This window comes from Arthrobacter sp. efr-133-TYG-120, assembly GCF_030209785.1.
Taxonomy (GTDB): Bacteria; Actinomycetota; Actinomycetes; order Actinomycetales; family Micrococcaceae; genus Arthrobacter.
This window is the reverse complement of record NZ_JARVRI010000010.1, coordinates 37,305-50,092: the sequence shown is the minus strand read 5'-3', so window position 1 is coordinate 50,092 and position 12,788 is coordinate 37,305. Positions and strand designations below refer to the sequence as shown.

General features: G+C 62.4%; 14 protein-coding genes. 9 read left to right on the top strand and 5 right to left on the bottom strand.

Annotated features, from left to right (window positions below):
• Together QRN51_RS05920 and QRN51_RS05915 are read left to right on the top strand one after the other, a co-directional pair.
• A complete protein-coding gene (locus tag QRN51_RS05920) occupies positions 1-567 on the top strand; it encodes a cysteine hydrolase family protein (RefSeq protein WP_059389994.1) in 567 nt (188 codons plus the stop codon).
• Entirely contained in the window at positions 564-2,042 is a 1,479-nt protein-coding gene (locus QRN51_RS05915; RefSeq protein WP_284989032.1) for an MFS transporter, read from the top strand. The genes QRN51_RS05920 and QRN51_RS05915 overlap by 4 nt, the downstream gene beginning before the upstream one ends.
• Positions 2,043-2,138: 96 nt before the next feature.
• Here the strand turns inward: QRN51_RS05915 and QRN51_RS05910 are convergent, their stop codons facing one another.
• Entirely contained in the window at positions 2,139-2,771 is a 633-nt protein-coding gene (locus QRN51_RS05910) for a LysE family translocator (protein ID WP_284989031.1), read from the bottom strand.
• A gap of 117 nt (positions 2,772-2,888) precedes the next feature.
• Here QRN51_RS05910 and QRN51_RS05905 point away from each other — a divergent pair, with 117 nt between their 5' ends.
• Positions 2,889-4,415, top strand: coding sequence for an LCP family protein (locus QRN51_RS05905; RefSeq protein ID WP_370872076.1), 1,527 nt, complete (start codon positions 2,889-2,891; stop codon positions 4,413-4,415).
• A 64-nt stretch (positions 4,416-4,479) separates the two neighbouring features.
• Here QRN51_RS05905 and QRN51_RS05900 read toward each other — a convergent pair whose 3' ends face one another.
• Both QRN51_RS05900 and QRN51_RS05895 read right to left on the bottom strand, forming a co-directional pair.
• Positions 4,480-4,899 carry a VOC family protein gene (locus tag QRN51_RS05900; protein ID WP_284989030.1) on the bottom strand — a complete coding sequence of 140 codons (420 nt, stop codon included), beginning with the start codon at positions 4,897-4,899 and terminating at the stop codon, positions 4,480-4,482.
• A gap of 133 nt (positions 4,900-5,032) precedes the next feature.
• Positions 5,033-5,407, bottom strand: coding sequence for a VOC family protein (locus tag QRN51_RS05895; protein ID WP_284989029.1), 375 nt, complete (start codon positions 5,405-5,407; stop codon positions 5,033-5,035).
• 184 nt (positions 5,408-5,591) lie between these two features.
• Between QRN51_RS05895 and QRN51_RS05890 the strand changes: the two genes are divergently transcribed.
• The gene (locus tag QRN51_RS05890) at positions 5,592-5,990 is read left to right on the top strand and encodes a DUF3054 domain-containing protein (protein ID WP_284989028.1); all 399 of its coding nucleotides are present in this window, start codon (positions 5,592-5,594) and stop codon (positions 5,988-5,990) included.
• Between the two features lie 61 nt (positions 5,991-6,051).
• Positions 6,052-6,333 (top strand): Lrp/AsnC family transcriptional regulator, encoded by a 282-nt coding sequence (locus tag QRN51_RS05885; protein ID WP_078108932.1) that lies wholly within the window; start codon positions 6,052-6,054, stop codon positions 6,331-6,333.
• A gap of 23 nt (positions 6,334-6,356) precedes the next feature.
• On the opposite strand, the gene trpD is transcribed toward QRN51_RS05885, so the two are convergent.
• Complete coding sequence (gene trpD, locus QRN51_RS05880; protein WP_284989027.1) at positions 6,357-7,415, bottom strand: anthranilate phosphoribosyltransferase; 1,059 nt, start codon at positions 7,413-7,415, stop codon at positions 6,357-6,359.
• A 148-nt stretch (positions 7,416-7,563) separates the two neighbouring features.
• Here trpD and ctaE point away from each other — a divergent pair, with 148 nt between their 5' ends.
• The 4 genes from ctaE (at position 7,564) to qcrB (ending at position 11,899) form a co-directional block, all read left to right on the top strand.
• Positions 7,564-8,202: an aa3-type cytochrome oxidase subunit III gene (ctaE, locus tag QRN51_RS05875; protein WP_084784675.1), complete on the top strand. Its 639-nt coding sequence runs from the start codon at positions 7,564-7,566 to the stop codon at positions 8,200-8,202.
• 88 nt (positions 8,203-8,290) lie between these two features.
• The gene (gene qcrC / locus QRN51_RS05870) at positions 8,291-9,079 is read left to right on the top strand and encodes a cytochrome bc1 complex diheme cytochrome c subunit (RefSeq protein ID WP_059389999.1); all 789 of its coding nucleotides are present in this window, start codon (positions 8,291-8,293) and stop codon (positions 9,077-9,079) included.
• Between the two features lie 98 nt (positions 9,080-9,177).
• Positions 9,178-10,248 carry a cytochrome bc1 complex Rieske iron-sulfur subunit gene (gene qcrA / locus QRN51_RS05865; protein WP_284989026.1) on the top strand — a complete coding sequence of 357 codons (1,071 nt, stop codon included), beginning with the start codon at positions 9,178-9,180 and terminating at the stop codon, positions 10,246-10,248.
• Complete coding sequence (gene qcrB / locus QRN51_RS05860) at positions 10,226-11,899, top strand: cytochrome bc1 complex cytochrome b subunit (protein WP_059390000.1); 1,674 nt, start codon at positions 10,226-10,228, stop codon at positions 11,897-11,899. Before qcrA ends, qcrB begins: the two co-directional genes overlap by 23 nt.
• Positions 11,900-11,989: 90 nt before the next feature.
• On the opposite strand, the gene QRN51_RS05855 is transcribed toward qcrB, so the two are convergent.
• Complete coding sequence (locus QRN51_RS05855) at positions 11,990-12,781, bottom strand: GntR family transcriptional regulator (RefSeq protein WP_059390001.1); 792 nt, start codon at positions 12,779-12,781, stop codon at positions 11,990-11,992.
• Positions 12,782-12,788: the final 7 nt, after the last annotated feature.

The following is a 12,788-nucleotide window of genomic DNA, read 5'->3' as shown; positions in this document are numbered from 1 at the left end:
ATGCCCATCACCACGTTGGACCCACAGACCGCCCTCATCATCGTTGACCTTCAGCGGGGAATCGTTGCGTCCCCGAAGGCTCATCCCCTTGAGCCAATCGTGCGGAACTCCGCTGCACTGGCTGACGCCTTCCGCAGCCACGGACTGCCCGTGGTACTGGTGAACGTCACCGGCGGCGCGCCGGGCCGGACAGATCAAGGCAGCACTGCAGGAAGGGAGTTCCCCGCCGATTTCGCCGAACTCCTGCCCGAACTGAACCAGCAACCGAGCGATCACCTTGTCACGAAGAAGACCTGGGGCGCCTTCACCAACACCGGTCTTGGCACGCTCTTGGAAGACCTCGGAGTAACGCAAGTTGTCCTGACGGGTGTCGCCACGAGCATTGGCGTGGAATCCACTGCGCGGAGCGCCCACGAATCCGGCTTTAACGTCACCCTCGCACTCGACGCGATGACTGATTTGACCATGAACGCCCACGAAAACTCCGTCAGCACGATTTTTCCCCGGCTGGGCGAGACCGGCACGACGCAGGAAATCCTGGACGTGCTCAAAGCCACCCGGTCGTGACCGCGCGGGACGCCGCCCAACCATCGAGCCCCTCAGCTGACACGGGCAGCCGAGGGCTGACTCCCCCACGGAACGCGGCCGGCGCTCCGGCTGCAGGCCACGGGAACCCGCCGTCAAACCCGCTCGGCTGGAGGTTCACGGCACCGCTGCTGCTTGGCTCCACCCTGAACCCGATCAACAGTTCGATGATGGCCACCGCGCTGGTGGGCATCGGGGCTGACTTCCGGTCGAGTCCGGGCGCCACCGCCGGGCTCATTTCCGTCCTGTATCTATGCAGCGCAGTGGCCCAACCGACCATGGGGAAACTCTCCGTTCTCTTCGGGCCCAGGCGGGTGTTCCTTTCCGGCGTCGCTATCCTTCTGCTGGCCGGAGTCGTCGGAGTGCTGGCGCCCAACCTGGGCGTGCTGCTCATTTCGCGGGCACTCATCGGCATCGGAACCTCAGCGTGCTACCCGACGGCGATGGCGCTGGTCCGCCGGCGGGCCGACGAGTCCGGCATTGGCGTACCGGGCCGCGTCTTGGGCAACTTTTCGATCGCGGCCCAGGTGACCGCCGTCGTCGGCTTGCCGCTCGGCGGAGTGCTGGCCGGCGCGCTCGGCTGGCGGGCCCTTTTCGCACTCAACATTCCGTTGGCCCTGCTGGCCTTCACCTTCACTTTGCTTGGAGTAGCGAAAGACGCGCCGGTGCGCAAACAGGGCCTGGTTAGCCTGCTCACCATGCTGGACCTGCCGGGGATCGCCCTCTTCGCCGGTGCGATTGTCTCGCTGCTGGTGTTCCTCTCGGCGCTCACGACGCCGGCCTGGTGGCTTGCGGTGCTGGCCGTGGTGCTCGCGGGGGTGCTGCTGTTGCGGGAGCGGCGTGCGGGCAGTCCACTGATCGACGTCCGGATGCTGGGCAGGAACGGACCGCTGCAGCGTACCTACCTGCGTACGATCCTGGCCGCCCTGGCCACGTATGCCTCGATGTACGGGACCAGCCAGTGGATGGAACAAAGTATGGGGCTCAACCCCGCGGCGGTGGGGCTGATTCTGATTCCGTTAAGCCTGCTGAGCATTGTCGTGGCACGGGTCGTCTCCAGCCGGGCGTGGGTCCGCTGGCCGTTGATCCTTGCAGGCGTCGCATTGACGCTGTCCGCAGGCGTGATGCTGCTCGTGAACCACAGCTCCGGCGTCGGGCTGCTCATTGGAATGACCTTGCTGCTGGGCCTGACCAACGGTTTCAGCAGTTTCGCGAATCAGGCGGCGCTGTACCTGCAAACGACTGCCGCGGAGATCGCGGTGGCCTCCGGGTTGCTGCGGACGTCAATGTACTTGGGCGCGATCGGCTCCTCCAGCCTCATCGGCATCGCCTTCGGGCCGTCCGCCACCGACGCCGGTTTCCACACTTTGGCGTGGATCCTGGTCGCAATCGGCGCCTCGATGGTTCTCCTGACGGCGTGTGACCGCAGCGTTCCGGCCGTCGCCGCGGAGCATTGAGCCCGACGGCGGAAGCACTGGACGGCAACGGGTGCGCCCCTCGAGAAACGCCGCGATGATCAGAAGGGATGACGCAAAGGCGCGCGTCATCCCCGCTCAGCTGTTTGCCGAAACCGCAGTCCCCAGGCCAAGTGCCGTGAGGATCGCGGCAGACGTCCGTTCGAGTGCTTTCGTCACAGATGGCCTCTTCAGCCAGAGAACCGCTTTGGTCGCCACCAGGGACAGGACGCCGAGGTAGAGCATCGAAATGACGAAATCGATGACTCCTAGCAACATCGTCAGTCCAAGAGACGCTTCCCCCGGAGGAAGGAACTGGGGCACCACAGCGAGGAAAAACAGGCCCACTTTGGGGTTCAGCATGCACGAAACAAGTCCCGCCAGGAAAGTCGAACGCAGTTTGGGGCCCGCCTCGACAGAGTCCTGTTCCTGGTGGGCTGGCTGTCCTCGCCGGCTGTGGATAAAGGCGCTGATCCCTAGGTAAAACAGATACAGGCCACCGATGATTTTCACTACCCTGTATGCCTCGGCCGACTGCTCCAGAAGGGCCGCCAATCCTATGCCGACAAGCCCTGCCCAGAAGATGCTGCCGAGCGAGGACCCGAGGCCCGCCGAGAGGCCGGCCTTGACGTTCGACAGGCTGTACCTCAGGACGAGGAACGAGTCGGGGCCCGGTGTGAGGGCCAAAATCACGCACAATCCGACGAACGCCGCAAGTGAACTCAGAGTCATGTTCCCATTGAATCATTGCGCGGCATCTGCCCTGCTGCCGCGGGCCTCACGGAAGCTTCCCAGAGCCCCCGGCTACAATAGGGCCGTCCGTATTTCCCCTGGAGAGGTAGTTCCCTTTTGGTCACTCGCCACGATGCACCCAGCCCGGAGCCGGGTCAGTCACCCCCTGTTGCCTACCCGGGCCAGGGAAAACTGGCTGCCCGCAGCCGGCGGTTCAGCTTTCGCCGTTCGCCCCGCTGGTTCAAAATCACCAGCGCCGCAGTGGCCGTCTTGCTGATCGCAGTCATCGCGTTTGGAGGGTACTGGGTATGGCGCCTTCAGTCCAACATCTCATCGTCCGCACTCGGTGCCGGTGGCGTCAGGACGGAAGGACCGGTGGACGACAGCAAGGACCGTCTCCAAATCCTCGTTCTGGGTACCGATACCAGGAGCGGTAAGAACGGGCAGTTCGGCACCACCGACCAATCCTCAGGCTACGGCCAATCGGACGTCATGATGTTGCTGGATATTTCCGCGGACAACAACCATGTCAACGTGATCAGCTTCCCGCGCGACTTGTTGGTCGACGTGCCGGCCTGTACTGACAACAAAACCGGCAAGCAATACCCCGAACGGCAAAATGCGATGATCAACAGCGCGATGGCCGAGGCAGGCATCGGCTGCGCTGTTGACACCGTCAACAAGCTCACGGGTTTGGAAGTTGACCACTTCATGATGGCCGACTTCAACGCCGTGACCGAACTATCCAAAGCCGTCGGCGGCGTCGACGTCTGTGTGAGCACCGCCGTCAACGACCCTGACTCCGGATTGCATTTACCCAAGGGCACCTCACAGGTGGAAGGTGACCAGGCACTTGCCTTCCTGCGCACCCGCCATGCATTTTCCGACGGCGGAGACCTCGGACGGATCAAGGCCCAGCAATCGTTCCTTGGTTCCCTCGTGCGGAAGCTCAAAGCTGACGGCACGCTCGGAAACCCCCAAAAGATGCTGGGCATCGCCGATACGGTCACCAAGAACCTCACGGTCGACAACGGTCTCGCCTCGGTCCCGGCCCTCTTGACCATTGCGGGCAGGCTGAAAAACATTGACCCGGCCAAGGTCAACTTCATCACCGTGCCCAATGTCCCTGCCGCGTCCGATCCCAACCGGCTCGACCTCGACCAACCGGCTGCGGGCAACTTCTTTGCTGCCCTGACCAAGAGCCCCGACCTCAGCCAGCCCGCACCAAGCGCCGCGGCGTCCCCTGCTCCCTCCACGGAAACGTCGAAGGCCGGATACGACAAGGCGCTTCAACCGATCACCGTTGCCAATGGAACGGGCGTGACCGGCAGAAGCCAGGAGATCGGAGCGCTTCTCTCCGCCGGAGGCTTCACGAAGCTGGCCAGGATCCAAGCCGACTCCCGGCCGCAGACCATGGTCTACTACGGTGCGGGCTTTGCCGACGTTGCCGCGGACGTCGCCGCAATGTTCGGGTTGCCGGCGACGAGCGTGCAGCAGGTCGCCAGCGTCCAGGGAGTCCAGCTCTACGCCGGGCAAGATTTCGCCGCAGGCAACAAGCCGACGCTTCCGGCCCCTAAGCCCAATGACGTGGTTGCCCAGACTGCCCAAGACCAGACGTGCCAGACGACCAACCCGGTCGGATAGCCCGATAAGACAGAAAGCGCCCTCCGTCCCGCATTGCGCGGCGGAGGGCGCTTCTGTTCTTGGCTTACTGAGGCTGCTCCCCCGACACGTTGACCAGCCAGGCAATGCCGAACTTATCGGTCAGCATCCCGAAGATGTCTCCCCACGGCGCCTTCTCCATCGGCACGGTGACCGTCCCGCCGTCGACCAGCCCGTCCCAATAGCCGCGAAGTTCTGCTTCGTCGTCGCCGCTGAGCGACACCGAGATGTTGTTTCCCGGGCTGTAGTCCATGCTATTGGGGGTGTCTGCGGCCATGAGCAGCAATCCCTTGTCTGTTTTGAGCGCCGAGTGCATGATCTTGTCGCTCTCGGCGGGGTCTTCGCTCGCGTGGAACTCCGCGAAGGTGCTTTGGGTCAACTCGCCTCCAAAGACCGACTGGTAGAAGGCCATGGCCTCCTTGGCGTTGTCCCGAAAGCTGATGTAGGGGTTGAGGTTCGTGGTCATTACATGGCTCCTCGGTGTTTGGGGGCAGCACGATCAGCTACCTTTTCGTCATGCTAACAGCGCCCGCCGGGACCATCTACAGGCAAACTTTTTCCTGCCCGACGGCGGCTGTCAGCTCCCGGGGCCCCGCTTCCTAGCTGCCGCTTGCCTGCCGGCCGACCAGCCCGACTGTGTTGCCCTCGCTGTCCTTGATAAAGGCCATCCACTCATCGCTTCCAACTGGCCCGAGGCTTCCATCGACATGGCTGTAGACCAATTGTGGCTCCTGGACAATCTTCGTTCCCGAGGCGCGTAGGTCTTCAACAGAGAGCCGGAGATCCGGGACGTCGAGGTAGATCAGCGACGACGGAGCGCCGCGATCCAGGAGAAGCCTGACGCCGTCGAGATCGAAGAAGAGCAGGCCGGGCGGATCGAATCTCCCGCTCGGCGCACTGCCCAGCAACCGGGAGTAGAACGCCGATGCCCGGTCGAGGTCCACCGCCCGCTGGGCAACCTGGATCAACTTCATGTTGCACCTCCGGTGGTTGGCGTCGCTTCACGTGTCGTAGCCACATCTTCCGCGGTACTCGATCCTGGTTCAAGAGGTGCTGGTTCAAGGGTGCGGGTTCAAGAGGTGCCGGTTTAAGAGCCTAGTGGCATGCGCAGGACTTTCGGTTCGAGTTCGGGCATCAGTGCGGGATAGTGTCGTTTCCATGCCTGCTGCAAAATCCGCCCTGCCCCGCACCGCCCTCATCGCCGGCCTGGCCGACGCCATTCTCGTTCTTGTTTTCGCGGCCATCGGCCGCGACGCACACCAGCGCGCCGATGTGGTGACCGGGGTCTTTTCCACGGCATGGCCGTTTCTTGCCGGTGCCGCGATCGGATGGCTTGCCGTGCGGGCCTGGCGGGCACCCCTGCAGATCTGGCCGGCCGGCGTTGGCGTATGGATTGGAACCGTGGCCGGGGGCATGCTTTTGCGTGCGGCTACCGGACAGACCGTGGTGCTCGCGTTCATCATTGTCGCCTTGATCAGCTTGGCGATTCTGCTCCTCGGCTACCGCGCCGTGATCGCCCTCGTGGTGCGTGCCCGTCGACGGAGCCGCCGGTCCTAGGCACCGGCCGATGGACTAGGCTTGCTACGTCCACTGCTGCACTTCGGAAAGGCCGCCCCCAGTGATCACCGCTTTTGTCCTGATCAAGACCGACGCTTCACGCATCCCGGAGACGGCCGAGGAGATCTCCGCCATCCAAGGAATCAGCGAGGTCTACTCCGTCACAGGGGAATGGGACCTTATTGCCGTGGCGCGCGTGGCGAAGCATGAGGAGTTGGCGGACGTCATCGCCGACAAGCTCTCCAAGGTTCCCGCGGTGGTGCACACCACCACCCATATCGCCTTCAGGGCCTACTCGCAGCATGATCTGGACGCGGCGTTTTCACTGGGCTTCGAGCAGTAACCGCCTGAAGCCGGGCGCCTTGCCTACCTTTGGGTGAGTCCCACCCACGTGTCGAGGACCCGGATGGCTGCTCCGGAATCGATGGATTCCGCAGCCCGCAGCAAGGCCGACTTCATGCGGTCCAGGAACGGTCCGTCGGCTGCAGTGTCAAAGGCCACCAGGCCTGCGGCGGCGTTGAGCAACACCGCGTCCCGGACCGGGCCCGGCTTCCCGTCAAGCACTTCGCGTACGACGGCGGCATTCGCCTTGGCGTCGCCGCCTCGAAGATCGGCGACGGTCGCCGCAGCGATCCCCAGATCCGCGGGCGAGAACCGCTGCTCGCTCACTTGCCCGTTCCTGATTTCCCATACCGTGGATGGACCCGTAGTGGTGAGTTCATCTAGTCCGTCTTCCCCGCGGAATACCAATCCGCGGCTCCCCCGCCGTGCAAGGACCCCTGCGATCAAGGGAGCCATGGTGGCGTTGGCAACACCCACGGCTGAAGCCTGGACATGGGCCGGGTTGGTCATGGGTCCCAGGAAGTTGAAGGCCGTGGGAATGCCAAGCTCCGCCCGCACCACACCGGTATGGCGGAACGACGGGTGGAACACCTGGGCGAAACAGAAGGTGATTCCCGCCTCTTCGGCGTTGCGGGCTACGCGTTCGATCGGCAAGTCGAGCCTCACGCCCAAGGCTTCCAGGACATCGGCAGAGCCCGACGACGACGATGCCGCCCGGTTCCCGTGCTTTACGACACGCGCTCCCGCGCCGGCCGCCACGAGGGCAGCCATGGTCGAGATGTTGACCGTGTTGAGTCGATCGCCGCCGGTGCCTACGATGTCGAGCTTTTCACCCGGAATGCTCACGGGCTTGGCGTTGGAGAGCATTGCCTCCACCAGTCCTGTGACCTCTTCCACCGTTTCCCCCTTGGCGCGCAGGGCCACCAGGAAACCGGCAATCTGGGAAGGGGCGGCTTCTCCCGACATGATCGTGTTCATGGCCCATGCCGTGTTCCCGACCGAGAGGTCATGCCCGTTGATCAATGCGGAGATGAGTCCGGGCCACGAGTTGCTTGCCTGCTCTGCAGATGCCTGTGAAGTCACCACTTGATGCTAGCGATCCACCCTGCTCCGTGACCAATGCTAAGGACGCCGGGAACTTTTCCGCGCGAATTCGCGTGTTTGTAGAAAAAGTCTCCCCAAATGGCGGTTCGCATTGGGAAGTCCGGACTTTTACAGACATAATGTCCTTGTGACATCTGCGACCCATGCCCCCAGTACCCCGGCGCACCCGACGCTGAATCGCCCCAATTTGGTTTCCGTTGGAACCGTTGTGTGGCTTTCCAGTGAGTTGATGTTCTTCGCCGGTCTCTTCGCCATGTACTTCACGCTGCGCTCCACGTCGGGCGCCTTGTGGGCGGAAGAAACCGGCAAGCTCAACTTCCCGTTTGCGCTTGTAAACACCATCGTCCTTGTGTCGAGTTCCTTCACTTGCCAGATGGGTGTCTTCGCCGCCGAGCGACTTGAGCCGCGCCGTCGAGGTGGTGTGCTGCAGTTCACCCGCTGGGGCATGAACGAATGGTTCATCCTGACGTTCATCATGGGCTCCTTCTTCGTTGCCGGGCAGACCACCGAATACGCGATGCTTGTGTCCGAGCATGTGACGCTCTCGGCCAATGCCTATGGTTCCTCGTTCTACATCACAACCGGCTTCCACGGCCTCCACGTCATCGGCGGCCTCATCGCCTTCCTGTTCATTATTGGCCGTGCCTACGCCGCCAAGAAGTTCGGGCACTTCGAAGCGACCTCGGCAATCGTCACCTCGTACTATTGGCACTTCGTGGATGTTGTGTGGATCGGCCTCTTCCTGGTCATCTACGTACTGAAGTAGCCCGGCACCCACTCTTGTTCCACAAGAGGATGAATTTTAAAGAAGCGGCTCTTGGAGCCGACGCAGGATCGAATAAAGGAACCACCACGTGAAGGCACTCTCGCAGAAGCGACGTCATCCACTGGCAGCCATTGCGCTGCTGCTGATGGGACTCCTCGTCACTGGTGGGCTCTACGCCGTTGCCACAACGGTCAACCAGGCGAAGGCAGATACCACTACCTTCAGCGCAAGCGACGCCCAGGAGGGCGGCAAGCTTTTCGCCGCCAACTGCGCCACCTGCCACGGCATGGGCGCCAGCGGAACCAAGGACGGCCCCTCGCTGGTCGGCGTGGGTGCTGCTGCGGTTGACTTCCAGGTTGGCACCGGCCGTATGCCCATGCAGATGAACGGACCCCAGGCCCAGGAAAAGCCGCGGCAGTTCAACGACCAGCAGACCCAGCAGCTTGCGGCCTACGTCGCTTCGCTCGGCGCTGGCCCGTCAATTCCCGACGCATCGCTGCTCGACGAAAAGGGAGATGCCGCCAAGGGTGGCGAACTCTTCCGCGTGAACTGCGCGATGTGCCACAACGCCGCAGCCGCCGGCGGTGCTTTGACCCGTGGAAAGTTCGCTCCGGCACTGGCTGGCGTCTCCGGCCAGCACATCTATGAAGCCATGGCCACTGGTCCGCAGAACATGCCCGTCTTCAACGACGCGAACATCTCTCCTGAAGGCAAGCGCGACATCATCACCTTCCTGAAGAAGATCGAAACCAACGGCTCGCCTGGTGGAAACGATCTCGGAGGATTGGGTCCGGTATCCGAAGGCCTCTTCGTCTGGGTTGCAGGCCTCGGCGTCATCATCGCCTTCACCATCTGGCTGACGTCGCGTACGTCCTAGGCCAGCGCACTAAAGAACTTCTGCTGTCCCCACAGCAGTTTTGAATTGAACATTAACCCGGTTACGGCCGGGACAACGAGAGAAGGATGAGGCGAATTATGGGCAACCATAGTGACGGCAGTCCGAACCACTCGGGCACCGTAGCTACGGCTGGTCAGAATGTTGTGGAGAAGTTCCAGGATCCTGGGCTTCCTCCGCACCGTTTGCGCCTGGCTGACACGGACCCGAGAGCCGCTAAGCGAGCCGAGCGACAGGTGGCCATACTGTTTGGCATCTCCGTCATCGGCACGGTGATCTTCCTGGTGTCGTACTTTGCTATTGATCTTGGGCAAGACTCCACGATCGCAACAATCCGCACCCAAAACCTGTTGCTCGGCCTTGGCACCGCATTTGCGATGCTGGGCATCGGCACCGGCATCGTGCACTGGGCCAAGGCCCTCATGCCGGACCACGAGGTTTCGGAAGAGCGCCACGCCATCCGCACCGAGGATGACCGGCAGGCAGCCGTGCGAATCGTCGAGGACATCGTCGAGGAAACCGGCATCAAGCGTCGCCCGCTGATCCGCAACACCCTTCTGGGTGCCGTGGCACTGGCGCCCCTCCCTGCCTTGGCAGTGTTCGGTGACCTGGGTCCCCGCCCGGACAACACGCTCGCGCACACCATGTGGGCTCCCCAGGACGGCAAGCTCAAGCGCCTCACCCGCGACCCCGACGGAACTCCGATCAAGGCATCGGACGTGACCATCGGTTCCGCATTCCACGTGATCCCGGAGGGCCTCAACGAACTCCAGGAGGGCAAGCTCAACGCGAAGGCCAAGGCCGTCGTTTTGCTCATGCGCCTCAACCCGGACGACTTGACGATCTCCAAGGGACGCGAAACCTGGAGCTACAACGGAATCGTTGCCTACTCCAAGATCTGCACCCACGTTGGTTGCCCCGTTGCCCTTTATGAGCAGCAAACGCACCACCTGCTGTGCCCGTGCCACCAGTCAACCTTCGACCTCACCAAGGAATGCAAGGTTATCTTCGGCCCCGCCAGCCGTCCGCTCCCCCAGCTGCCCATCGCGGTTGACGCTGAAGGCTACCTCGTAGCCACGAGCGATTTCAAAGAACCTGTAGGACCGAGTTACTGGGAGCGTGACGAGCATGAGCGCCTCATCAACAGCTGAAGTCCCCTTCGTACCCAAAACCAAGGTTGGCCGGATCACGGACTTCGTTGACGAGCGCGTCGGCGGATCCGGAATCCTGCGTGAATTCGGCCGGAAGGTCTTCCCCGACCACTGGTCCTTCATGTTCGGTGAGGTGGCGCTGTATTCCTTCGTCATTCTCCTGATGTCGGGTACCTTCCTGACCTTCTTCTTCGACCCGTCCATGGCAGAGACCCATTACTCGGGTTCGTACACCCCTCTGACGAATGTCGAAATGTCCGTCGCGTACAACTCGTCGCTGAACATTTCCTTCGACATTCGCGGTGGCTTGTTCTTCCGCCAGGTCCACCACTGGGCGGCTTTGCTGTTCGTGGCATCGCTTGGTGTACACATGCTGCGCGTTTTCTTCACGGGCGCTTTCCGCAAGCCGCGTGAAATGAACTGGGTAGTGGGCGGCGTCCTGCTCATCCTGGCCATGGCTGAAGGCTTCACCGGATACTCTCTTCCCGATGACCTGCTCTCCGGTAACGGCCTGCGAATCATCGACGGTGTCATCAAGTCCATCCCGGTAATCGGAACGTACATCTCGTTCTTCCTCTTCGGAGGCGAGTTCCCGGGTACGGCCATCATCGGCCGCCTGTACGTGCTGCACATCCTCCTCGTGCCAGCCATGATCCTGCTGATGATCGTCATCCACCTGTTCATGGTGGTTGTGCACAAGCACACCCAGTACCCCGGCCCGGGCCGCAACGACGGCAACGTCGTTGGTTACCCTCTCGGACCGGTTTACGCTGCCAAGGCCGGCGGCTTCTTCTTCATCGTGTTCGGTGTCGTCGCGCTCATGGCTGCGATGTTCACCATCAACCCGATCTGGAACTACGGGCCGTACGACCCCTCCCCCGTGTCTGCAGGTACCCAGCCTGACTGGTACATCGGCTTCGTCGATGGTGCCCTGCGACTCATGCCTGGTGTGGTCAACGACTTCCACTTCGAATACATCATCTTCGGCCACGTGTTGACGCTGAATGTGCTGCTGCCCGCGTTGGTTCCTGCCGGCATCATTTTCACGGTGCTGTTCATGTACCCGTGGATCGAACGCTGGATCACCAAGGACAACCGCGAGCACCACGTTCTGGACCGTCCGCGTAACGCTCCTACCCGCACTGCCATTGGCGTCGCAGGCTTCACCTGGTACTGCGTCATGTGGGCCGCTGCCGGCTCGGACCTCATCGCAACGCATTTCCACGTTGCCCTGAACGACGTCACGTACTGGCTGCGCACGCTGTTCTTCATCGGCCCGATCATTGCGTTCATGGTCACGAAGCGTGTGGCGCTTGCGCTGCAGCGCAAGGACCGCGAGATTGCCCTGCACGGCCGGGAAACGGGCCGCATCGTGCGCCTGCCGCATGGTGAGTTCATCGAGGTACACGCACCGCTGGACGACTACAAGCATTACAAGCTTGTGGGCTTCGAGTCGCCTTCCCCGTTGCCGGCCGAACCGAACGAGCACGGCGTGGTCACCCCGAAGGAGAAGCGCCGCGCGGCGTTGTCCAAGTGGTTCTTCGAAGACCGTGTTGCCCCGGCAACCCCGGCCGAGCTTGAAGCCGCTCACGGACACGGCCACCATGAGGCCATCGAGTCCGCCGAAGAGCACAAGAGCCTTAGCCACTAGCTCCCGCAGATAGCACAAAGAAGGCCCCGTCCATGTGGACGGGGCCTTCTTTCGTTTGCGGGCTCAAGCGGCCGGTTCCCGGGCTTTGAGCTAGTGGGTACGGTACCCCGTGGATTGGCTTCGGGTGGACCGGACGCCCGGCCGCTGCAACGGGACCCACAACTTGTACCGGTCGGCACGGTAGTAGGACACAGAGTAGTCCACCATGGCACGGGCAACGAATGCGTGGCGCTGAATCTTGAGCAACGGAGTACCGACGTCTACGTTCAACAGCCGCGCCGTTGATGGGGAAGCTGCCGTCGCTTCGATCATGTCCTCTCCCCACTCCATCACCAACCCGTATTTCTCACTCAGCACGTTGTATAGCGAAGTGGGGGGCGCATCGTCCAGGAGGCCTGGCACGCGATGGGCCGGGATGAAGTTCTCATCCACGCTCATGGGTTCGTTGTCCGCGAGGAGGAGCCGGCGGAAGCGGACCAACGGCGTGCCTTCCTCCAGCTGGAGTTCCCTCGCCAGGAAGGCGCTGGCTGCGATCTGTTCAAAGCTCAGGACCTTCGCTGCCGGAACCATGCCGCGGCGTTGCATTTCCTCGCTGTAGGACGTGAGCTTCACCTGGAGGTCCAGCTTCGGTTTGCGGACGAAGGTTCCCAATCCAACCACGCGTTCAATGACTTCTTCGCCGACCAGGGCGTCGATGGCCTGCCGCACCGTCATGCGGGCAAGTCCGAATCTTTCGGAAAGGTCCCGCTCCGAAGGCAACGCCGCACCGGGTTTGCACGACGCGGAGATATAGCTGCGCAGGATCTCGCGCAACTGAACGTAGATGGGAGTGCCGCTCTTGCGGTCGATCTCCCCCGCGATGCGGGATGCCTCAGCGGGCACAGCGGCC

Bases quoted from the DNA above. Each gene is read 5' to 3' on its own strand.
- QRN51_RS05920 (WP_059389994.1), top strand. From the start codon at position 1: ATGCCCATCACCACGTTGGACCCACAGACCGCCCTCATCATCGTTGAC.
- QRN51_RS05910 (WP_284989031.1), bottom strand. From the start codon at position 2,771: ATGACTCTGAGTTCACTTGCGGCGTTCGTCGGATTGTGCGTGATTTTG.
- QRN51_RS05900 (WP_284989030.1), bottom strand. From the start codon at position 4,899: ATGACCACGAACCTCAACCCCTACATCAGCTTTCGGGACAACGCCAAG.
- QRN51_RS05895 (WP_284989029.1), bottom strand. From the start codon at position 5,407: ATGAAGTTGATCCAGGTTGCCCAGCGGGCGGTGGACCTCGACCGGGCA.
- QRN51_RS05890 (WP_284989028.1), top strand. From the start codon at position 5,592: ATGCCTGCTGCAAAATCCGCCCTGCCCCGCACCGCCCTCATCGCCGGC.
- qcrA (WP_284989026.1), top strand. From the start codon at position 9,178: ATGGGCAACCATAGTGACGGCAGTCCGAACCACTCGGGCACCGTAGCT.
- qcrB (WP_059390000.1), top strand. From the start codon at position 10,226: ATGAGCGCCTCATCAACAGCTGAAGTCCCCTTCGTACCCAAAACCAAG.